This window comes from Bacteroides faecium, assembly GCF_012113595.1.
Lineage (GTDB): Bacteria > Bacteroidota > Bacteroidia > Bacteroidales > Bacteroidaceae > Bacteroides > Bacteroides faecium.
In genome coordinates this window covers 2,228,687-2,251,257 of sequence record NZ_CP050831.1, presented here as the reverse complement: position 1 = coordinate 2,251,257, position 22,571 = coordinate 2,228,687, and the positions used below count along the sequence as shown (strand labels likewise).

The window sequence follows — 22,571 nt, the reverse complement described above, 5'->3', positions numbered from 1 at the left end:
TGCGAACTCCTGCCAAATCCGAAAGAATAGCCTATCTTTGCAACGTTTTAAATTAAAGTTCAGGTTATGAAACTTTCTGCCCTTTACCAAATTTTTCAGGAGTGCCAATCAGTCACTACTGATAGCCGGAACTGCCCGGACGGTTCTTTGTTTATCGCCTTGAAAGGCGAGTCGTTCAACGGTAATGCATTTGCCAAGTTAGCGTTGGATTCAGGATGTGCATACGCCATTGTCGATGAAGCTGAATATGCCGTAGAAGGCGACCGGCGATATATACTTGTAGACGACTGTCTGCAAACCATGCAACAACTTGCCAACTACCATCGCCGCCAACTCGGTACACGTGTGATTGGTATTACCGGAACAAACGGGAAAACGACTACCAAGGAATTAATTTCCTCGGTTCTTTGCAAAGCACATAACGTTCTTTATACATTAGGTAATCTCAACAATCACATCGGCGTGCCCACGACTTTGCTCCGGTTGAAACCGGAACATGACCTCGCCGTCATTGAAATGGGAGCCAACCACCAAGGAGAAATCAAGTTCCTTAGTGAAATAGCCGAACCTGATTATGGTATTATCACCAATGTAGGCAAAGCCCATCTGGAAGGATTCGGCTCTTTCGAGGGGGTTATCAAGACGAAAGGAGAACTCTATGACTTCCTTCGTCCCAAAAGTGATTCCACCGTTTTCATCCATCACGACAATTCCTATTTAATGAATATAGCCGGCGGACTGAACCTGGTTTCTTATGGCACGGAAGACGGATTGTATGTCAACGGACATATTACGGATAATTCCCCTTATCTTGCTTTCGAATGGAAGGCGGGAAAAGACGGAGAGATTCACCAAGTACGCACGCAGTTAATCGGAGAATATAATTTCCCGAATGCCCTGGCTGCCATTACTATCGGGCGTTTCTTCGGAGTAGAAGCACAAAAGATTGATGAAGCCCTGGCGGAATATACACCGCAGAACAACCGCTCCCAACTCAAGAAGACAGAAGACAATACGTTGATTATTGACGCATACAATGCAAACCCGACCAGCATGATGGCTGCCTTACAAAACTTCCGCAACATGACGGTTCCTCATAAGATGCTTATATTGGGAGACATGAGGGAGCTTGGCGCTGAAAGTGCCGTTGAGCATCAGAAGATTGTAGATTATATCAAAGAGAGCGATTTTGAGAAAGTATGGCTTGTAGGAGAACAGTTCGCAGCCGCACAACACTCTTTCAAGACTTATGCCAATGTGCAGAAAGTCATCAAAGAGTTGGAAGCAAACAAACCGAAAGGGTATACCATTCTCATCAAAGGTTCTAACGGTATCAAACTAAGTTCGACAGTAGAACACTTATAAATATGTTTCAGGCACGGATTACGCGGATTACGCGGTTTTGATTAATCAATCTCTTGAAACCGTGAACTCCGCGTAATCCGTGCCTATTTTTTAATCTTGAACTTAACAATAATCAGTGCAGTCAGGCTCGCCAAAATCGCTCCCGTAGAATTGGCAGCAAAGTCCATCCAATCCCCCCCACGATAACTCGTGCAGTATTCCTGCATCAGTTCTACACAACCACTGAAAAGTACAGGGCAAAGAAATGCACCCACCCAAGCGTGCCACATCGGGGCATTATCCCTGCGGTGAGCCCGCAAGAACTCGAGCCACAACACTCCCGACATACCGAAATACATACAAAAATGAACCAACTTGTCTATATTGGGAATTTCATTCAAATCCGTCTTGGGCGGCTTGAAGAACGACAGGTAAATCACAGTCAGTATGATAAAAAGCGAAACAGGATATTTCTTAATATAAGATAGCATATCTAAATAAAATTACAGATTCGGTGCAAATATACGTATCATTTTCTATATTTGCACTTTCATACGTGTATTTATAACGATTTGTAAGACAAAACAAGATTTATGGCGAAAAATGATAGAGCGAACTTCGGAAGTAAGTTAGGCGTAATACTTGCTTCCGCAGGTTCGGCAGTAGGATTGGGCAATATATGGAGATTCCCTTATGAGACAGGAAATCATGGGGGCGCGGCTTTTATATTGATTTATCTGGGTTGCGTGCTTATTTTAGGATTACCCATTCTGATTGCCGAGTTCCTGATAGGACGTCGTTCGAGAGCAAATACGGCAGGAGCCTATCAAAAGCTTGCTCCCGGAACACACTGGCGTTGGGTCGGTCGGATGGGAGTATTGGCGGCATTTCTGATTCTCAGCTACTATTCCGTAGTGGCAGGATGGACGCTTGAATATATTTATGAAGCTGTCACAAATGGCTTTGCCGGAAAGACTTCCGGAGAATTCATCTCTTCTTTTCAAGAATTCTCCAGCAATCCCTGGCGTCCGGTGCTATGGCTGGTAGCCTTCCTGCTGATTACCCATTTTATCATCGTAAAAGGAGTAGAAAAGGGGATCGAGAAATCTTCCAAGATTATGATGCCTACCTTATTTATTATTATACTTATATTGGTAGTCTGTTCAGTTACCCTGCCGGGAGCCGGTGCGGGTATCGAGTTTCTGCTGAAACCGGATTTCAGCAAAGTGGACGGGAATGTATTCCTTAGCGCGATGGGACAAGCCTTCTTCTCCCTTAGTCTGGGGATGGGTTGCCTTTGTACTTATGCTTCCTATTTCAGTAAAGAAACTAATCTGACAAAAACCGCATTCAGCGTAGGTATCATTGACACTTTTGTGGCAATACTGGCAGGCTTTATCATCTTTCCGGCAGCTTTCTCCGTAGGTATCCAGCCCGGTTCAGGCCCGAGCCTTATCTTTATCACACTGCCTAATGTATTCCAACAGGCATTTAGCGGAGTACCCGTATTAGCATACATATTCTCTGTGATGTTCTATACCTTGCTGGCAATGGCTGCATTGACTTCCACCATTTCCTTGCACGAAGTGGTGACGGCTTATTTGCACGAAGAGTTCAAATTCTCCCGGGGAAAAGCGGCAAGGCTGGTCACCGGAGGATGTATATTCCTAGGAATATTCTGTTCCTTGTCATTGGGAGTCACAAAAGGATTCACGGTCCTTGGACTGGGAACGTTCGACCTCTTCGACTTTGTTACGGCTAAAATCATGTTGCCGCTCGGCGGATTGTGTATCTCCCTCTTCACGGGATGGTATCTCGACAAGAAAGTAGTATGGTCGGAGATTACGAATGACGGTTCATTGAGAGTTCCTGTATACAAACTCATCATCTTTATATTAAAGTATATTGCACCAATCGCCATCACATTGATATTTATCAATGAACTGGGATTCATCAAACTATAATGTGGAAAGACTTCTTTTATTTCACTAAAACCGAACGACAAGGCATTATCGTCCTTGTCGTTCTTATTTTAGGGGTATTCTCCATTCCCCAACTATTCTCGCTTTTCAACCATCCCCAAAAAGTGGATGCCGCAGAACAAGAGAAGTTCGAAAAAGAATTAAATGAATTTATCTCTTCCCTTGAAGAGATAAAACCACATAGAAAACCGAACGACAGCTCCTTTCGGTCATCTTCCAAAAGAGAAATAAGGCTTACCGCCTTTGACCCGAATACGGCCGACTCCATGACTTTCCTGTCTCTTGGACTACCGTCATGGATGGCTAAGAACATCCTGCATTATCGTAGCAAGCAGGGACGATTCCACCACCCGGAAGACTTCCGGAAAATATACGGACTGACGGAAGAACAGTATCAAACGCTGCTTCCTTATATTCAGATTGCGAAAAGTTCCGAGCCAAGAGAACCAAGAGATACAGTACAGCTATTAACCGCACAAAACATACAACGGGATACGATATTCAAATACCAGCCCGGAACTATTATCAGCCTTAACTCTGCCGATACAACCGAACTAAAGAAGATTCCCGGAATCGGAAGCGCTATTGCCCGTAAGATTGTAAATTACCGTAAGCGACTGGGAGCTTTCTGCCGTATAGAGCAATTGAAGGAGATTCAGTTAAAAGCAGAGAAGCTCCGTCCCTGGTTTTCCATTGACGCCGGACAGATACACCGTATCAACTTGAATAAAGCAAGCCTGACACGAATGTCGCATCATCCGTATATCAACTTCCATCAAGCGAAAGTCATCGTAGAATACCGGAAAAAGAAAGGAAGCATAAAAAGCCTGAAACAGCTATCGCTCTATGAAGAGTTCACTCCGGCGGATTTGGAAAGGCTCGAGCCTTACGTTTGTTGTGATTTATAAAAAAAGATGCATTCCTATCACACCAGACAAGAATGCATCACACACAAACAAAACAAACACTCTACTATCATCTTCACAGACTTCCGTAGAGAAGCGACTATAAATATATAGCTAAAAGATAGAATTCCTGCAAAGTTCTACCTTTTTGGTATGCATTTTTAGAAATAAGGTTTCCTAATTAATCTTTTTTAATCATGCCATCGACCATATGTACCGTCCGGTCGGTGATTTTGGCCAGTCCCTCGTCATGGGTGACGATGACAAATGTCTGCCCCAACCTATCCCTCAAATCGAAGAATAGTTGATGTAAATCTTCTTTATTATGCGTATCCAGACTACCTGATGGTTCGTCCGCCAGAATAACAGCCGGGTCGTTGATTAAGGCACGCGCCACAGCTACCCGTTGTTTCTCTCCGCCCGACAGTTCGTTCGGCTTGTGGGAAGCACGGTCGGCAAGCCCCATAAACTCCAGAATCTTCACCGCACGGTCATTTGCCTCTTTCGAAGACACGCCTGCAATAAATGCAGGAATCATCACATTCTCCAATGCCGTAAACTCCGGCAGAAGTTGATGAAACTGGAACACGAAACCAATATTCTTATTACGGAAAGCAGACAATGCCTTCTCTTTCATCCGGCTGACCACGGTTCCGTCAATCTCGACCATACCTGCATCCGGCTCGTCCAAAGTACCCATAATCTGCAACAGCGTAGTCTTACCTGCCCCGCTCGGGCCTACAATACTGACAATCTCGCTCTTATTGATTTCCAAATCAATCCCTTTCAGCACTTGCAACGCACCGAAACTCTTCGTTATTCCTTCTAGTTTTATCATAACAGCCTTTTAGATTCGTTTAATGACATATTCCGCCAAGTAGCATCCGAACACTGCCGGCATATAACTGACCGTTCCACAGGTCGATTTTTTATTCTGTTCATCATCGGTCAGCAATACAGCTTTCGGGTCGGCCTGCTCGGTACTGAATACCACCGGGAGTTTCCGTTTCATTCCCATCTTCTGCAAGCGCTTCCGAACTGCTTTGCTCAGTCCGCAATGATAGGTATCCCAAAGGTCAGCAAAACGAACCTGTGTGATATCGCTTTTCGCTCCTGCCCCCATACTGGAAACAATCTTGATACGACGCTTCATCGCTTCAAAAATCAGATAGCATTTCGGGCTGATTGTGTCAATAGCATCCACTATAAAGTCATACCTATCAGCATCCAGCAACTCCGGTATATTTTCATCTTTCAGATAGACAGGAAGAACCCTCAGTTCAATATTCGGATTTATATCTTTATACCGGGCAGCCAGCACTTCTGCTTTTGTCTTTCCTAATGTGGAATGCATGGCAGGCAACTGGCGGTTTATATTGGTAGGTTGTACCGTGTCGGCATCTACAATCGTCATCCGACCGACTCCCGCACGACAAATCATCTCGGCTGCATAAGCCCCTACTCCACCCAAACCTACGACTAACACATGGGAATTACGGATGCGATTCATCTTTTCCTCTCCCAAAAGGAGTTCTGTCCTTTGCTGCCAGTTATTTTCTTCCATCAATTTTTCTTTAGCCATTTATAGAACCATTTACCAACCTTTTCATAATGCTGCGACTCATTATGTCCGCGAGGGTCAGAGAAAGAAACAATTTCCTGCGGCTCGCCGAACTGGTCGGGATACAAAATAATCAAACTATTATTAGAGAAATACTTTCCGAGTTGTGCCGGCAGACGATCGAAAGAAGGGTCGTAAGAGATAGAACCCCGACGGGCTGAAATAACAACCAGCAGATGGTCGAAATTCACTTGTCCTGTCAACAGAAGAAGGTCTTCCCATTCGTCCAACGTAGAAAACTCGGTCGGTGTCCCTGCATATTTCTTCTTTACAAGATGCTGAAGCCGCATCAAAGTCCGTTCGTTTGCGAAGAAATGTACACGGCATCCCAGGATACTTCCCATCCGGCAGAAGTGTTCCACCCATTTTGCAAAACCCGTTTCATATTCGGCTTTCGGCGGAACGGCTATATTGATTCGCCGCAAGGTATTCACCGGCATCAGGAATTTGGCAATCATTACTTCACGATGCGTACCTTTCAGCAAACTCTCGGCCAGATGCCCGAAGAAGGAATCCACGATATTGGCTTTCCGGTGCAAGCCGATGACAACGTCCGTAGCTTCATATTCCTTTATCGTATGAATAATGCCCGAAGCAATATTCAAATCATAACGGCTCACCATCGTGACAGGTACATCGGCAGCAGCGGCAATCATCGCCGCTTTCTCCAGATTACGTTTTCCCTGCAACTCTTTCTTTTCCGAACTATTATTATCATTAATAACATTCAATGCGATTAATGCATTCTTCTGTTTGGCATCCTTTATTACCAGTGCCAGGTTGATAAGGTCTTCAATCGTATCCGGGTTGGCAACCGGAATCAATATCTGCTCCTTGTTCTTCTTTGTTCCCTCTTCTTCCGACTGCACTGTTTCATCCAAGGCAAAACGACGGGCAGCGCGTTCCGTCACCAAAGAACTGATGACACAAGTAAAAAGAATCATCACGACCGTACCGTTCAGTACATCGTCATTCAATAACCGTTCGCCATTCTCCATGATAATTTCGTGTCCGATTAATACCGCTGCCAACGTAGCCGCTGCCTGCGCATTACTCAAACCGAATATCATGTTCCGTTCATTCGGTTTCATACCATAAATCTTTTGCGTAATCCATGCAGCCAGCCATTTACTAAAGGTAGCAACCACGGTCATCACAACCGCCACTTTCAATGCTTCCCCACCGGTAAACAAGCTTCTTACATCAATAATCATTCCGACACCAATCAGGAAATAAGGTATGAACAACGCATTTCCTACAAACTCCAACCGGTTCATCAAGGGAGATACATGTGGAATCAAGCGGTTCAGAACCAACCCGGCAAGGAAAGCTCCCAAGATTCCTTCCATTCCCACAAACTCCATCAATCCGCCGCCTAGGAAAACCATCGCCAGCACGAATACGAATTGCATCACACTGTCGTCATACTTCCGGAAAAACCAACGCCCGATACGGGGGAAAAAGAAAACAATCAGAAATCCGAGGAAAGCGACTTTTGCCACAAGGAATCCCCAGAACCAGCCATCGACAGTTCCTTTGAACATACCGCCTATGACAGCAAGGATTATCAAGGCAAGAGTCACGGTTACTGCCGTACCACCGATAGTTATATTAACACTACGCAGACGAGACAATCCATACCTACTTATAATAGGATAAGCAATCAAAGTATGGGAAGCGTACATACTCGCTAACAATACAGCCGTGAGAAAACCATATCCCAGCATACTCATGCTGCTCCATATTCCCAGTCCCATCGGAATAAGAAAAGTAAGCCAGCCGAACACAATACTTTTCGTCCGGTTCTTCTTGAAGTCTTCCATATCCATTTCGAGTCCGGCAAGAAACATGATATAGTACAGTCCCACTTTACCGAAAAGTTCGAAGCTACTGTCGCGGTCGAGCACGTGAAAGCCATGTTCGCCAATCACTACTCCTGCCAGAATCATGCCAATAATATGAGGTATATGCAGACGTCCGAGAATCATCGGGGCAAAAAGAATAATAATCAATACCAGGAAGAATACCCAAGTAGGGTCGGTTATCGGTAAGGTAAAATTAAAATCAAACAGGTTCATAGGCTGTGGCTTTAGGAATTCAATGCAAAGGAACAAAAAAGTTCGCAGAATCACAATGAATGTCCAAACTGTATTAATGTAAGCTACAGGCATTTCTTTTTCACCGCTTACCTATCAGGATATATTTCGTCAGGCACTTTTATTTCGTTACACTATAGTCTCCCTTGCGGATAACTATAGTGTAACGCAAGGAAGACTATAGTTATCCTTGCGGAACACTATAGTGTAACGAAGTAATAATAGGCAATAAAGAAAGTCTAATCAGGCAACAAAACCAATCCGATTAGTATCGTGACGGGAAATGGTTCACTTTTGGTGCGTTTATCCTGTCCGGCAACTACACCTGACTATACGTAAGGTTTAAGTAATCCACCGAAAAACTGAAATATTTCTCTCAAAAGCGATGTTTATATGCTAAATTGTTATAATTTTGCAGCCAAATCTCTTCTATTCGATAGCGGATGGAGAGAAATTCAATATTCACAATTTAACAAAAGAAAAAGATGAAAGTAGCTATTGTTGGCGTAAGCGGAGCCGTGGGACAGGAATTCCTGCGCGTGCTCGATGAGAGAAACTTCCCGATGAACGAGTTAGTTTTGTTCGGTTCTAAACGTAGTGCCGGAACAACCTATACTTTCCGCGGTAAACAGATCGAGGTGAAACTCTTACAACACAACGATGACTTTAAAGGGGTAGACATTGCTTTCACTTCTGCCGGAGCAGGAACATCCAAGGAGTTCGAGAAAACCATCACTAAATATGGTGCTGTGATGATTGACAACTCCAGCGCATTCCGTATGGATGCCGATGTTCCTTTGGTGGTGCCTGAAGTAAATGCCGAAGACGCATTGGAGCGTCCTCGCGGTGTCATTGCCAACCCTAACTGTACAACTATCCAGATGGTAGTTGCACTGAAAGCCATCGAAAAGCTTTCTCATATAAAAACCGTGCACGTGTCTACCTATCAGGCAGCAAGCGGTGCGGGTGCCGCTGCTATGGACGAATTGTACGAACAATATCGCCAGGTATTGGCTAACGAACCTGTGACTGTAGAGAAGTTTGCGTATCAGTTGGCTTTCAACCTGATTCCGCAGGTGGACGTATTCACAGAAAACGGTTACACGAAGGAAGAGATGAAGATGTTCAATGAGACACGTAAAATCATGCACTCTGACATCAAGGTTAGTGCTACTTGCGTACGTGTTCCTGCATTGCGTGCTCACTCTGAAAGTATTTGGCTGGAAACAGAACGCCCTATCTCTATTGAAGAAGCCCGTGAAGCATTCGCCAAGGGTGAAGGTCTGGTTCTTCAGGACAATCCTGCTGAGAAAGAATATCCGATGCCGTTGTTCCTGGCAGGTAAAGACCCGGTTTACGTAGGACGTATCCGCAAAGACCTGACGAACGAGAACGGACTGACTTTCTGGATTGTAGGTGACCAGATTAAGAAAGGTGCCGCACTGAACGCCGTTCAGATTGCCGAGTATCTGATTAAAGTAAAAAATGTATAATAGATTAGTCCGGAGATAAAATCCGGACATGTACAAAGATAAGCCTAGTTAATGAACCGGCTTGCAACGCGATAATATTCGCAATGCAAGCCGGTTTTCTTTTTTATATACCATAATTCTCCCCATCAACCCCCAAAAGGATATTTTCGCAAAATCCATCACTGATTATAGGTATTCCTTTTCTTAAAAATAACTATTTATAGCGATTGCCTCACCTCCCGTTTTTAACGAATTTTGCGCAAAACTTATCTATGAAGTATTGTCATTTTAATATAGCATTGTGGGGGCTATTATTTTGTAATCTATTTGAAGCTGCTGCTAATTCAAACATCTATACAATCTCCGGTCGCGTGACCGAAGCAAAAACGAATATCCCCTTGCCAGGTGCATCTATTGTTGTCAAAGGCACCTACTTATGGGCTGTATCCAATCAGAAAGGAGAGTTTACGATACCGGGAGTACAAAGCGGGAAATATAATGTAGAAGTGTCCTTTCTAGGTTATGTGCCGACAACTCTTCCCGTAGATGTACACAAAGACATCAAGAATCTGACTATCCAACTCAAAGAAAACACCCTCGCATTGGAAGGAGTGGTTGTCACCGCACAAGCCCCGAAAAACGAGTTGAATACTACGCTGACTATTGGCAGCAATGCCTTGGAGCATCTCCAAGTGTCCAATGTCAGTGATATTTCCGCCTTACTCCCCGGGGGAAAGACGAAAGTACCCGACCTTACCGCCAATAACATTTTCTCATTGCGCAACGGTGGCTCGACAGCGGGCAATATCGCTTTCGGAACAGCCGTAGAAGTAGACGGTGTACGTATCGGCAACAATGGCTCGTTCGGTGACATGAACGGTGCGGATACCCGGAGCATTGCCGTGGCAGATATTGAATCGGTGGAAGTTATCACGGGCGTACCGTCAGCCGAATATGGAGATTTAAACAGCGGTATGGTTAAAATCAACACCAGAAAAGGAAAGACGCCCTGGAACATATTACTATCCATCAATCCCCGCACGGAACAGGTTTCATTTTCAAAGGGACTTGATTTAGGGAACGACAAAGGCGTTATCAACATAAACGGGGAATGGACAAAGGCTACCCAAAAGCTGATTTCTCCTTATACCTCTTATACAAGAAGAAGTTTCTCCGCCGGATACAGCAATACTTTCCACAAAGTATTCCGGTTCGATATCGGTGTCACGGGTAATATCGGCGGGATGAATACCAAAGACGACCCAGACGCATATTCAGGCGAATATACCAAAGTGAGGGATAACGTATTCCGTGCCAATACTTCACTGGCGTGGTTGCTCAATAAACCGTGGATAACCAACCTCAAATTTGACGCATCGGTGTATTATAATGATAATAACTCGCACGCGCACACTTTCTATTCTTCCGCATCCGAGCAACCGGCGGTGCACGCCACTCAAGAAGGGTATTTCCTGGCAAGCAAACTGCCATACTCTTATTTTGCCGACCAGGTGGTCGATTCCAAAGAACTGGATTACGCTGCATCCTTGAAGTATGAATGGAACCGTCGGTTCGGGACTGTAAACAGTAATCTGAAAGCAGGTGTCCAATGGAAAGCAACGGGGAATGTGGGTGAAGGCGAATATTACAAAGACCCCGCATTGGCTCCGAACGGTTACCGCCCGCGTCCTTATAGCGCATATCCGTATATGCATAACGTTTCGTTTTATGCAGAGGAAAGCCTGTCGCTGCCTGTCGGGAATACAATGCTCAGGCTGATGGCAGGTGTACGCTGGGAAAATCTATTTATCAAAGGGACGGAATATAACAGTCTGAACAGTCTTTCGCCACGCTTCAATGCCCGGTGGCAGTTGAACGAACATATCGCTACTCGCGGTGGATGGGGAATTTCGGAGAAATTACCTTCTTTCTATATGCTGTATCCCAAGCAGGAATACCGGGACATACAGACTTTCGGATTCTCTTATAACAACAATGAGTCATCTTATGTGTATTATAGCCAGCCCTACACCCTGCTACACAATAAGAATCTCCGCTGGCAAAAGAACCAAAACTCAGAAATAGGTATCGACCTCAATGTTGCCCGTACCCGAATTTCACTAGTCGGATACTTCAACCGCACGAAACTGCCGTATAAATACACAAGTGCTTATACCCCGTTCGCATACGATATACTCCAATTACCCGATGGATTCACCATGCCGACTAACCCGCAAATCAATGTAGACAGCCAGACGGGAATGGTTTATATACGTGAAAACGAATCGGACTACTGGACTCCGATGGACGTAAAGGTGACCGACCGGACCTTTGTCAAATCAACCTCTCCCGACAATGGCATGGACGTAATACGCCGGGGAGCGGAATTGATTGTCGACTTCCCGGAGATAACCCCTATCCGTACACAATTCCGGATAGACGCCGCCTATACTTACACGAAATATATAGATAACTCATTATCCTATTATTATCAGAACGGATGGTCGCACACTGACACCAGCCTGCCCAACCGTTCCTACCAATATGTAGGTATCTATGCCAACGGCGACAATTCATCCATAACCGCCAACGGAAAGCGTACCCACTCGTTGGATGCCAATATCACCGCTATCACCCGTATCCCGAAAGCCCGGCTGATTATATCCTGCCGGCTGGAAGCCTCACTAGTGAAGCGTTCGCAGAACATCTCCGAATACAAGGGTAAGGAATACGCCTTCAAAGTCAGCGAAAGCAGTAATGCCCGAACCGAAGGAAGCATCTACGACGGAGATTCCTACACAGCCATCTGGCCCGTAGCCTATCTCGACCTGAATAACGAAATGCATCCTTTCACTTCCGCCGAAGCCGAAAATCCGGAGTTCTCTTATCTGATACGTAAATCGGGCAATGCTTATACGTTCGCAGCCGACGGGTACGACCCGTATTTCTCTGCCAACATCAACATAACTAAAGAGATTGGCGACCACATATCCCTGTCTCTCAACGCTATCAACTTTACCAATTCACGCCCTTATGTGAAATCCCGTGCAACCGGTGTAAGCGCGCTCTTCACCCCCGATTTCTATTACGGGCTCACTTGCCGCATTAAATTTTAAACTTATGAAGCAATCCATCTACATAGTATTACTGACAGCCGCCATCGGCATCGCAACAGGATGCACGGACATCGACAAAGAGAATCCGTACGGCGACCGGTTGCATACCCTGCAAGTCACTGCCGTCTACCCGGAAGGTTACACAGAATATCTCCGGGAAGGAATAACCGTGAAAATTGAAGACGTAGACCGTGGCAACTCCTACAAGGCAAAAACCGATAAGGACGGAACGGTACAGTTCTCACTGACACAAGGAATCTACCGTGTGCAAATCAGTGACAAGAGCGAGCAGGATATCTTCAACGGACTCGCCGACAATGTAAAACTGACGGACGGGGATATGGCTTTCAATCTGCCATTGCTCCACTCCAGAGCAGGAACTATCATCATCAAGGAAATCTACTGCGGCGGTTGTACCAAACTGCCGTTGGAAGGGAATTACCAGTCCGATAAATATATCATCCTGCATAATAACGATTCGGAAGTACAATACCTCGACAGTTTGTGCTTCGGCACGCTCGACCCTTACAATGCGCAAGCCACCAACGTATGGGTGAAGCAGGACTCGGAAACAGGAGCAACCATCTTCCCCGACTTCGCTCCCATCGCCCAATGCGTCTGGCAGTTTGGCGGCACAGGCAAGACGTTCCCGTTGCAACCGGGAGAAGACGCGGTGATTGCCCTCAACGGAGCCATCGACCATGCGGCACAATACCCGCAGTCCGTCAACTTGAACAAACCCGGATACTTTGTCTGCTACAACAATGTCTACTTCCCGAATACGCAATACCACCCGGCTCCGGGCGACCAAATCACGCCGGAGCATCACTTGAACGTTGTCGTGAAGACGGGACAGGCTAATGCCTATACCTACTCATTATCCTCTCCCGCCACAATCATTTTCAAGGCTGAGGGCATTACCATACAGGACTTCGTTGCCAAAGAAGGCAGCATCCTACAAAAACCCGGAAGCACAGTCGACCGGGTGATAGCCGTCCCGCTTGAGTGGGTTATCGACGGCACGGAGATATACTACGGCGGTTCCTCTAACAATAAGAAGCGTATCTCTCCTTCCATCGACGCCGGATACGTCACCCAAAGCGCCACTTACAACGGGCGCAGCCTGCACCGCCAGGTAGACGAAGTAGCCACGCAGGAAGCCGGTTATGAGATACTGGTAGATACCAACAACTCCTCTGCCGATTTTTACGAACGAGAAAAACCATCTTTGCATGAGTGATATGAGAAAAATAGATATAACCTGTCTTTTGCTATTATGCATGGTGTCCGCTGCTTCGGCACAGACCTATGACATTATAGAACGGCGTAACTCATGGAACGCCGGAGCCAATGTCACGGGCATCATGACAGATAGCATCACTACCTCTTACGCCGAACTGTACGGAAACAACCGCCACGGCGACTTCCGTAACTCGTACGAAGCGGCAAAGTCGTGGAGTGCCGGGGCGATAGCAAAGTCCATCACCCACTTGAAAGGCTACTCCCTGACCGGTTCATTCTCCTTCGACCATACTTCCGGCAAGAATATGAGCGGTTCGATGTTTATCCATCCGGGATTTTATCCGGTAGACATCCTCGAATTCACCCCCGGACGCAAAGACCTGCAAACCTATGCGTTCATGGGCGGTATAGCAACCGACATCGCCCCCAACTGGCGACTGGGCGGAAAGATAGATTTTTCCGCAGCCAATTACTCCAAACGGAAAGACTTGCGGCATACCAACTACAGGCTCGACCTGACGGTAGCCCCCAGTGTCATGTATCATTCCGGTGAACTGGCAATCGGCTTCTCTTATCTCTTCAACAAAAACAGCGAATCTGTCAAAGCGGAAGTTATCGGTACGGCAGAGACGTCCTACAACGCCTTTCTGGACAAAGGGCTGATGTACGGAGCCTACGAAGCATGGAACGGCAGCGGAATCCACTTGAGTGAATCGGGAATCAACGGTTTCCCAGTCAAAGAACTCTCTCACGGAGCAGCCTTGCAACTGCAATGGAAAGGCTTCTACGGAGATATTGAATATACACACTCTGCCGGCTCTGCCGGCGAACGGGAAGCTATCTGGTTCAAATTCCCGACGCACCGGATTACCTCTCATTTGAGTTACCGCTTCAAACAGGGAAATAAGGAACATTTTCTGCGGCTGAACCTGCAATGGTCGCACTTAACCAATAATGAAAACGTAATCAGCAAGGAAACAGTCAACGGAATAACAACCACTCATGTACACGGCTCCAACCGTATCTTCGAGCAAGACGCTTTCTTCGCCAATCCCGAATATGAACTTATAAGCCCGCGCGGTGAACTTCGCCTGGGAACGGAATTATCGACATTCAAACGTCTCACAACTCAGATGTACCCTTATGTCGCTTCGGAAAAGATGCTTTGCAGCCGGACGTATATCTCCGGGATACTCCACACCGGAAGATTCGACTTGAAAGCCGTCGCATCCTTTTCTACGGGAGACTTCACCGAGAAAAGCAGAACCGTCGAGACAGCAACGGAACCGGGCAATCCGCCTTATCGACTGACTGATTATTATAATCTGCAGAATGAGTATGCAACCGCCACGCACGCCACTCTACGTCTCGGATTACGTTATCATTTCAACCGGGGAATTTATGCGGAAGTACAGGGAAGCTATACGCACGGTTTCAACCTCAACTACATAGAGGGTTCGAGCCGGTGGAGCGAAACCATAAAGCTAGGATATACTTTTTAGAAACCAATATTAATACAAACTAAATTATTAAAGAATGAAGAAGATTTTGACGTTTATGTTTGCAGCAGCGCTTCTGGCATCCTGCCAGCAAGAAGAGAAGGAAGTGACGACTCCCGATAATAGCCGCATCACCCTCTCCCCCATCATCACACGTGCCACAGAAACAAGCTTTGAGAATACAGACCAAATCGGCGTAACAATTACCCAAAGCAATGATTTCGTATATGCAGCAAATAAGCTGATGACTTATAATAACGGAGTATTCACCAGTGACTTGACTTGGTATCCGGAAGGAAATGACGAATCGCAGATAGTAGCTTATTATCCTTACAATGCAGCCGGAGCCCCGACTACATTCACCGTAGAAAATGACCAGACAACCGGCTACACAGCATCCGACCTTATGGCCGCCAGCAAATCAGGCGTACGTCCTTCCACCGATGCTATCAGTATGACATTCAAGCATCTGCTTACCAAATTAATTATTAATGTAGAGAATGCTACCCAATCCGGCATATCGTCCGTGGTATTGAAAGGCTCTATTCCGACTGCGACTCTCGACTTGGCAGCCCTTTCGGTTACGGCAGACGAGAATGCAGCAGCAACAGACATTACAGCGCAAACTGTTACAGCCGATAAAACTTACCGTGCCATTGTAATTCCCCAAACGGTTGCTTTCACTCTTGAAGTAACAACTGCCGACGGCAATACTTTATCACAGAGACTCACATCTACCACCTTAGTTCAAGGCGGACAGTATAATGTAGATATCCGTGTATTGCCCGATGACATCATTGTTACACTCAGCCATGAAATTACAGACTGGACGAATGAAGGTTCAATCGGCGCAGACAATGAAGTTCCTTTCGAAGAACATCTTGACGAGAACTATTTCCTGTATGACGGAGTGAAATACAATACCGTAACCTTCGCGAACGGAGCAACATGGATGGCTGAACCGCTTATCTATCTCCCGAAAGGATTTACTCCTTCCACCGACCCGACCGCAGATTCACATATCTGGTATCCGTATGAAATTGTAGACGGTGCAACCGTAGCTACAACTGAAGAAAGTGCCATAAAAGAATTGGGCTATCTCTATGACCTGCAAGCTGCCTTGGGCGGTAAGGAAATCACCGATACTAACTTGAACAGCTTTGAAGGAGCACAAGGTATCTGTCCGAAAGGATGGCACATACCGACACGCCTGGAGTACTTTAACCTGGTAGGAAAATCAACGAACGACGTTGACGGTAAAGTCCCGGCCGACGGTGATAAAGCTCTTTTCTATGATGCAACTTATGACGGTGGCAAAATAACATCACTTAATAATGCAGGGTTCAATTACCGGTTCTCCGGTGTCCGTATGGCAACAAGCCTTACAGGCACAGGCAGTTATCAAAAGACTGCAATAGCCAGCGAAGACAACATTCAAGCCGCATGGCATGGGAAACCGGCAATGAATTACCATATGACTTCGACTGCCTACAAACCCATATACAACAGCACTTCCGGATTATTAACCAACATACAGTTCTTTGGATTGATGAGTACAATCAATACAAGCAAGTATCCGGAAGGCAGATTATCACTATCTTATGTCAGCGTCAAAGCCGGCATGCAACTCCGTTGCGTAAGGGACTAATCCGCCAGCCCAAGGGGCAATATTTGTTTCATGCCTTGAAACTTTTTGTTTCTCGGTGTGAAACGAATGGTTTCTCGGTGTGAAACAAAGTGTTTCTCGGTGTGAAACTAAAAGTTTCAAGTAGGGTTGAAACTAATCTCTTATAGGAGCAACTATCAGATGCTATAAGCAAAACAATAAACTATTTACAAACTATATAAAAAACGAAGCAGTAACAATGAAAACAAGAAAGCTAACTATCGTCCTTGCTTTAGCAGCAATGACTTTTATCGGAACTTCATGTGGCAACAAACAACAGAAAAGCGCAGCAGAAGCAACTACGGAACAAACCGCCTCTTCCGCTCTGGAAATCGACTCTCTACTGGCAAACGCTGAAAGCCTTGCCGGAAAAGAAGTGACCATCGAAGGCGTTTGTACGCACACCTGCAAACATGGAGCCAAGAAAATCTTCCTCATGGGCAGTGACGACACGCAAGTTATCCGCGTGGAAGCCGGAACGCTGGGCGCATTCGACCCTAAATGTGTGAACTCTATCGTCCGCGTCACCGGCACACTGAAAGAGCAACGCATCGACGAAGCCTATCTCCAGAACTGGGAAGCGCAACTCAAAGCGCAAGCTGCCGAGAAGCATGGTACAGGCGAAGCCGGATGCGACACCGAAAAGAAAGCGCGCGGCGAAACTGCCAACACACCCGAAGCCCGCATCGCCGACTTCCGTGCCAAGATAGCCGACCGCAAGGCTAACTCGGGAAAAGAGTATTTATCATTCTATTTTATGGAAGCTAATTCGTATGAAGTGGAGTAACAGCATCCGTAAATGGAGCCGGATTATACACCGCGACTTATCATTTTTCTTTGCCGGAATGGTCTTGATATATGCCATTTCCGGCATTGTGATGAATCATCGCGATACGATTAATCCGAACTTCTCCATCACGCGGAAAGAATATAAGATAGCCGAAAACCTGCCGGACAAGGCGGGAATGAATAAAGAAAAAGTACTTACCCTGCTGGAACCACTGGGAGAGACTGCCAACTATACCAAACATTACTTCCCTCAAGCGGACGTGATGAAAGTATTCCTGAAAGGCGGCTCCAACCTCTTGGTGAATGTAAAGACGGGAACAGCGGTTTACGAATCCGTCACCCGTCGTCCGCTTATCGGGGCGATGTCCCGTCTGCATTATAATCCGGGACAGTGGTGGACATGCTTTGCCGACATTTTCGCTGTCGGTCTTATCATAATCACCCTTTCCGGCATCATCATGCTGAAAGGGAATAAAGGTATTATCGGCAGAGGGGGAATAGAACTCATTGCAGGAATCTTGATTCCCATATTTTTCCTCTTTTTCTTTTGAACAGAATAACAGATAAAATCGAATGGAACAAATTATCGAATGTAACAATCTGACGCATTATTACGGCAAAAGGTTGATTTACGAAAACCTCAGTTTCACAGTACCCAAAGGACGTATCCTGGGACTGTTGGGCAAAAACGGTACGGGCAAGACCACTACTATAAATATCCTGAGCGGTTACCTCAAGCCGCGCTCGGGAGAATGCCGCATCTTCGGACAGGAGATACAAACCATGCCACCGTCCCTGCGCCGCAACATCGGACTGCTGATTGAGGGTCATGTGCAATACCAGTTTATGACTATCACCGAGATAGAGAAATTCTACGCAGCTTTTTATCCCGACCAGTGGAAAAAGGAAGCGTATTATGAACTGATGAATAAACTGAAAGTCGCTCAAGGACAACGCATCTCGCGCATGTCCTGCGGACAACGCTCGCAAGTAGCCCTCGGACTGATTCTCGCACAGAATCCTGAACTTCTGGTATTGGACGACTTCTCCCTCGGACTCGACCCGGGTTACCGCCGCCTGTTTGTTGATTATCTCCGCGACTATGCCCGTTCCGAAGGTAAAACCGTCTTTCTGACTTCACATATCATTCAGGATATGGAACGTCTTGTGGACGATTGCATTATCATGGATTACGGAAAGATACTGATTCAGAAGCCGATTTCCGAATTATTGGAAAAGGGACGCCGCTATACATTTACAGTTCCCGAAGGTTATGAATTTCCCGCATCCGGGGATTTCTATCATCCTTCCGTCATGCGGAATACGTTGGAGACATTCTCCTTCCTGCCGCCTGCGGCAGCAGAGGAAGAACTGAAATCAATGTCAGTTCCTTATGCAGACTTGCATAGTGAACAGGTGAACCTGGAAGACGCTTTCATCGGTCTGACGGGAAAATATTAAATACTCAACAACAATGTACGCTATATTTTATAAAGAATGGATAAAGACACGGTGGTATTTCCTGCTTGCCGTGCTCGCCACACTCGGTTTTACAGGCTACTGTATGCTCCGCATCAACCGGGTGGTAGATATGAAAGGGGCTGCGCATGTATGGGAAGTCATGCTACAACGGGATGTCATATTCATTGATATGTTGCAATACATTCCCCTGATTGCCGGAATACTGATGGCTATCGTGCAGTTCGTCCCCGAGATGCAGCGCAAATGCTTGAAACTGACGCTTCACCTGCCTTACCCGGAACTGAAGATGACAGGCAATATGCTGTTATCCGGTCTGGTACTGCTCCTTGCCTGCTTTGCCACCAACTTCCTGCTGATGGAGATATACTTGAACGGAGTACTTGCCCATGAGTTGAAAAACCATATACTGCTCACTGCCTTGACGTGGTATCTGGCGGGAATCTCCGGTTATCTGCTTGTCGCATGGATTTGTCTCGAACCGGCATGGAAACGCCGTATCCTGAATCTCGTCATCGCCGTGCTTTTACTGCGAATCTTCTTTTTGTCGCCCACACCGGAAGCCTACAACAAATTCCTGCCTTATCTGCTGGTCTATACGCTGCTGACGGCTTCTTTCTCGTGGCTTTCCATCGTACGGTTCAAAGCAGGTAAACAGGACTAAAAGAAATGAAGAATGAAAAATTAATAATGAAGAATTAAAGATGAGACGTTTCAGTACCATATTATTATATGTCACCATTGCTTTTCTGCTTCTATGGCAGTTGCCCTGGTGCTACAATTTCTTTGTCGTAAAGCCGGAGAAGTCCCCTTTTACATTATATAGTTTCGTGATTGGCGACTTCACCCTGATGGGACAAGAGGACGGAAAAGGAACCGTGCGCCGCGACCTTGCCGGCAATGTATACTCGGAAGCTGCTTTCGACAGTATTCTCCCGATGTTTTATTTCCGCCAGTTGATGTCCGACGAGCGTTTTCCGGATACTCTCAACGGAGTAGCCGTTACTCCCAAGATAGTGCAGACGGAGAACTTCAATTTCCGCAGTGTCCCTTCGGACATTAACGCACCCGTCATCGGGCTTTATCCCCTGTTGGAATCCATGTCCGGACGTGTAGACCTAAAGATGCCGGATGATGTGTTCCGCATTACTTCCAAAGGGATTGATTTTATCGACATGGCTACCAACAGTGTGAAAGCGGACAAAAGCCTTCTGTTCACGGAAGCTATGGCGAAAAAAGGATTCCGTTTCCCCGCTACGGAGATAGCAGGTAATCCGACTGTGAAGAAGGAATATGACGAAGGGTATCTTCTATTGGATGCCGACCGCCGTCTGTTCCATCTGAAACAGGTGAAAGGACGTCCTTATGTCCGTGCCATAACGCTGCCCGAAGGACTGGCATTGGAACATTTATATCTGACAGAGTTCAGAAATAAAAAGACGCTAGCCTTTATGACGGATACCAACAACAAGTTTTATGTCTTGAATAATCGTACCTATGAGGTAGTGAAAACAGGTATCCCGATGTTCAATCCCGAAACGGACGCACTGACGATTATAGGCAATATGTTCGACTGGACGGTTCGGGTAACTACTCCGGCTTCTGACAATTACTATGCATTGAATGCCAATGATTATTCACTGATTAAAGCATTAGAAAATAAGTCGAATGTTCATTCTATGCCGGGGATTACTTTTACTTCCTATACGGATAAATACGTGATGCCGCGCTTCAAATAATATTTTTGATATAGTATATAAGAAAGCGGGTGTGTCAAAGGTCGGTAATCTTATCTTTGGCACACTTTTTTGTTCTTTACTCAAAACAAAAAGGAATACTTCTCATTTATTCAACAGGAATACATACCTTTGCAACCATAGAAAGTACTTCAAGCCGCAATTGCCTCTGCGTTATACACAAACAAATACGGTTAAAGATATTATAATAATCTAAGAATCAAACCGTATGAGAATTTACAAAGCACTTCTCTTCTTAAGTCTTTTTATAACTACAATCCATAGTTGTTCACTCCCTGCCGATGACGAAGAAAAGGAAACCTACCTAGAAGAGGAAGATAATGCCACCGCTGAACTCCCCTGGGAAGGAGAAACGGATAAATTCACTATTAATGCTAAAGAAGGAGTGCGCCTGGATGCTCCACAGGAAGATGGTGGGACAGCATTTATTACCATCCCGTCCACCACCGTAAGAAATACCCGTTGGGAATTTGGAGTTCATCTCACCTTCAATCCATCTTCTAATAATTACGCACGGTTTTATTTAGCATCCTCTTCCAATATACTGTCCGGCAATCTAAACGGCTACTTTATCCAAATAGGTGGAGCAAAAGATAATGTAGCACTTTATCGTCAGAATGGTGAGCAACCGAAACTACTAGCTTCGGGAAGAGAACTGATGAAAGGAAACAATTCACCAAGGCTATACATAAAAGTAGAATGTGACAACAACGGTTACTGGACTTTTTGGACACGATTGGAATCAGAGGATGAGTACATCAAAGAGAAGCTGGTAAAAGACACCAGTATACAAAATCCAGCCTATTCAGGTATATATTGTGTTTATACAAAAACTCGCTGTAATGGATTCACATTCCATCATGTACAGCTAACGAGCAATATAGAAACGACTCCCAGCCCCGACGACACACCGGACAAGCCTGAAACTCCCGCAGACCCGGTTCTGCCCGATTACCCGGAAGAAGTAAGAGGTATATTATCATTCAATGAAGTGATGTATGACAATGCAACGGACGGTGCAGAGTACATAGAACTCTATAACCCGTCCGGCACCACCGTCTCTGTCCCGGCATTAAAACTCATAAGATATGTCGATACAGGTTCTAATTCCACAGAAACAAAAACGTCAGTCATCCTGCAACAGTCGGATGGTAATCAAATTATTAACGTTCCCCCTTATGGTTATATATGTCTTACTAAATCTCCCGCTACACTTATCAGAAAACACAAAGCTAACGAAGAAACAATCATAGAAATATCCAACTTTCCCAAGTTGACTAATGAGGACAGCTATCTGGCAATTATGACCAATGAAGAAAAGTCACGGCTTATCGACAAGTGCAGCTATTTTGAATCCATGCACAGTTCTAATACCAAAAGACATCAAGGCATCTCCCTCGAAAAGGCTTCACCGGAATTACCATCTTCAACTAGAAAGAACTGGTCTTCTTCCAAAGATTCTACTGGTGGGACGCCGGGGAGAATAAACTCACATAAATAGACTTTCCCACACCGGATACTTGGATTTATTTCATTTTCGTACGGTAATGAATGAAACACACCTATTAAATGAAAGAAATTATATATCCCCAAAAACTTTATT

The 22,571-nt window shown here is 45.6% G+C and carries 18 protein-coding genes; 14 read left to right on the top strand and 4 right to left on the bottom strand.

The features are described 5' to 3' along the window. Nucleotides 1-66: 66 nt before the first annotated feature. A complete protein-coding gene (locus BacF7301_RS07820; protein WP_167961753.1) occupies nucleotides 67-1,365 on the top strand; it encodes a UDP-N-acetylmuramoyl-tripeptide--D-alanyl-D-alanine ligase in 1,299 nt (432 codons plus the stop codon). A gap of 83 nt (nucleotides 1,366-1,448) precedes the next feature. Here the strand turns inward: BacF7301_RS07820 and BacF7301_RS07815 are convergent, their stop codons facing one another. Further along, nucleotides 1,449-1,835, bottom strand: a complete 387-nt coding sequence (locus BacF7301_RS07815) for a VanZ family protein (RefSeq protein WP_167961751.1) — start codon at nucleotides 1,833-1,835, stop codon at nucleotides 1,449-1,451. A 102-nt stretch (nucleotides 1,836-1,937) separates the two neighbouring features. Here BacF7301_RS07815 and BacF7301_RS07810 point away from each other — a divergent pair, with 102 nt between their 5' ends. Continuing rightward, complete coding sequence (locus BacF7301_RS07810; protein ID WP_167961750.1) at nucleotides 1,938-3,308, top strand: sodium-dependent transporter; 1,371 nt, start codon at nucleotides 1,938-1,940, stop codon at nucleotides 3,306-3,308. Then, nucleotides 3,308-4,234: a ComEA family DNA-binding protein gene (locus BacF7301_RS07805; protein ID WP_167961749.1), complete on the top strand. Its 927-nt coding sequence runs from the start codon at nucleotides 3,308-3,310 to the stop codon at nucleotides 4,232-4,234. Before BacF7301_RS07810 ends, BacF7301_RS07805 begins: the two co-directional genes overlap by 1 nt. A gap of 178 nt (nucleotides 4,235-4,412) precedes the next feature. Here BacF7301_RS07805 and BacF7301_RS07800 read toward each other — a convergent pair whose 3' ends face one another. From BacF7301_RS07800 to BacF7301_RS07790, 3 genes are read right to left on the bottom strand one after another with little or no spacing between them, the layout of a single operon-like run. Further along, nucleotides 4,413-5,069 carry an ABC transporter ATP-binding protein gene (locus BacF7301_RS07800; protein WP_167961748.1) on the bottom strand — a complete coding sequence of 219 codons (657 nt, stop codon included), beginning with the start codon at nucleotides 5,067-5,069 and terminating at the stop codon, nucleotides 4,413-4,415. A 9-nt stretch (nucleotides 5,070-5,078) separates the two neighbouring features. Continuing rightward, nucleotides 5,079-5,813: a tRNA threonylcarbamoyladenosine dehydratase gene (locus tag BacF7301_RS07795; protein WP_167961747.1), complete on the bottom strand. Its 735-nt coding sequence runs from the start codon at nucleotides 5,811-5,813 to the stop codon at nucleotides 5,079-5,081. Further along, nucleotides 5,795-7,930, bottom strand: a complete 2,136-nt coding sequence (locus BacF7301_RS07790; protein ID WP_167961746.1) for a cation:proton antiporter domain-containing protein — start codon at nucleotides 7,928-7,930, stop codon at nucleotides 5,795-5,797. Before BacF7301_RS07790 ends, BacF7301_RS07795 begins: the two co-directional genes overlap by 19 nt. Before the next feature lie 503 nt (nucleotides 7,931-8,433). Between BacF7301_RS07790 and BacF7301_RS07785 the strand changes: the two genes are divergently transcribed. The 11 genes from BacF7301_RS07785 (at nucleotide 8,434) to BacF7301_RS07735 (ending at nucleotide 22,469) form a co-directional block, all read left to right on the top strand. Beyond that, nucleotides 8,434-9,441 (top strand): aspartate-semialdehyde dehydrogenase, encoded by a 1,008-nt coding sequence (locus tag BacF7301_RS07785; RefSeq protein ID WP_167961745.1) that lies wholly within the window; start codon nucleotides 8,434-8,436, stop codon nucleotides 9,439-9,441. 251 nt (nucleotides 9,442-9,692) lie between these two features. Beyond that, nucleotides 9,693-12,536 (top strand): TonB-dependent receptor, encoded by a 2,844-nt coding sequence (locus BacF7301_RS07780; RefSeq protein WP_167961744.1) that lies wholly within the window; start codon nucleotides 9,693-9,695, stop codon nucleotides 12,534-12,536. 4 nt (nucleotides 12,537-12,540) lie between these two features. After that, nucleotides 12,541-13,776 carry a DUF4876 domain-containing protein gene (locus BacF7301_RS07775; protein ID WP_167961743.1) on the top strand — a complete coding sequence of 412 codons (1,236 nt, stop codon included), beginning with the start codon at nucleotides 12,541-12,543 and terminating at the stop codon, nucleotides 13,774-13,776. Continuing rightward, nucleotides 13,769-15,280 (top strand): DUF6850 family outer membrane beta-barrel protein, encoded by a 1,512-nt coding sequence (locus tag BacF7301_RS07770; RefSeq protein ID WP_167961742.1) that lies wholly within the window; start codon nucleotides 13,769-13,771, stop codon nucleotides 15,278-15,280. The genes BacF7301_RS07775 and BacF7301_RS07770 overlap by 8 nt, the downstream gene beginning before the upstream one ends. A 34-nt stretch (nucleotides 15,281-15,314) precedes the next feature. Next, nucleotides 15,315-16,925 (top strand): fimbrillin family protein, encoded by a 1,611-nt coding sequence (locus tag BacF7301_RS07765; protein WP_167961741.1) that lies wholly within the window; start codon nucleotides 15,315-15,317, stop codon nucleotides 16,923-16,925. A gap of 217 nt (nucleotides 16,926-17,142) precedes the next feature. Continuing rightward, nucleotides 17,143-17,730: a hypothetical protein gene (locus BacF7301_RS07760; protein WP_167961740.1), complete on the top strand. Its 588-nt coding sequence runs from the start codon at nucleotides 17,143-17,145 to the stop codon at nucleotides 17,728-17,730. Next, complete coding sequence (locus BacF7301_RS07755; protein WP_167961739.1) at nucleotides 17,717-18,283, top strand: PepSY-associated TM helix domain-containing protein; 567 nt, start codon at nucleotides 17,717-17,719, stop codon at nucleotides 18,281-18,283. Before BacF7301_RS07760 ends, BacF7301_RS07755 begins: the two co-directional genes overlap by 14 nt. A gap of 22 nt (nucleotides 18,284-18,305) precedes the next feature. Further along, entirely contained in the window at nucleotides 18,306-19,193 is an 888-nt protein-coding gene (locus BacF7301_RS07750) for an ABC transporter ATP-binding protein (RefSeq protein WP_167961738.1), read from the top strand. A gap of 13 nt (nucleotides 19,194-19,206) precedes the next feature. Further along, on the top strand, nucleotides 19,207-19,875 hold the full coding sequence (locus tag BacF7301_RS07745; RefSeq protein ID WP_167961737.1) for a hypothetical protein: 669 nt from the start codon (nucleotides 19,207-19,209) through the stop codon (nucleotides 19,873-19,875). Between the two features lie 40 nt (nucleotides 19,876-19,915). Next, a complete protein-coding gene (locus BacF7301_RS07740; RefSeq protein ID WP_167961736.1) occupies nucleotides 19,916-20,950 on the top strand; it encodes a DUF4857 domain-containing protein in 1,035 nt (344 codons plus the stop codon). A 226-nt stretch (nucleotides 20,951-21,176) separates the two neighbouring features. Next, nucleotides 21,177-22,469 (top strand): lamin tail domain-containing protein, encoded by a 1,293-nt coding sequence (locus tag BacF7301_RS07735; RefSeq protein WP_167961735.1) that lies wholly within the window; start codon nucleotides 21,177-21,179, stop codon nucleotides 22,467-22,469. The last annotated feature ends 102 nt before the right edge of the window (nucleotides 22,470-22,571 follow it).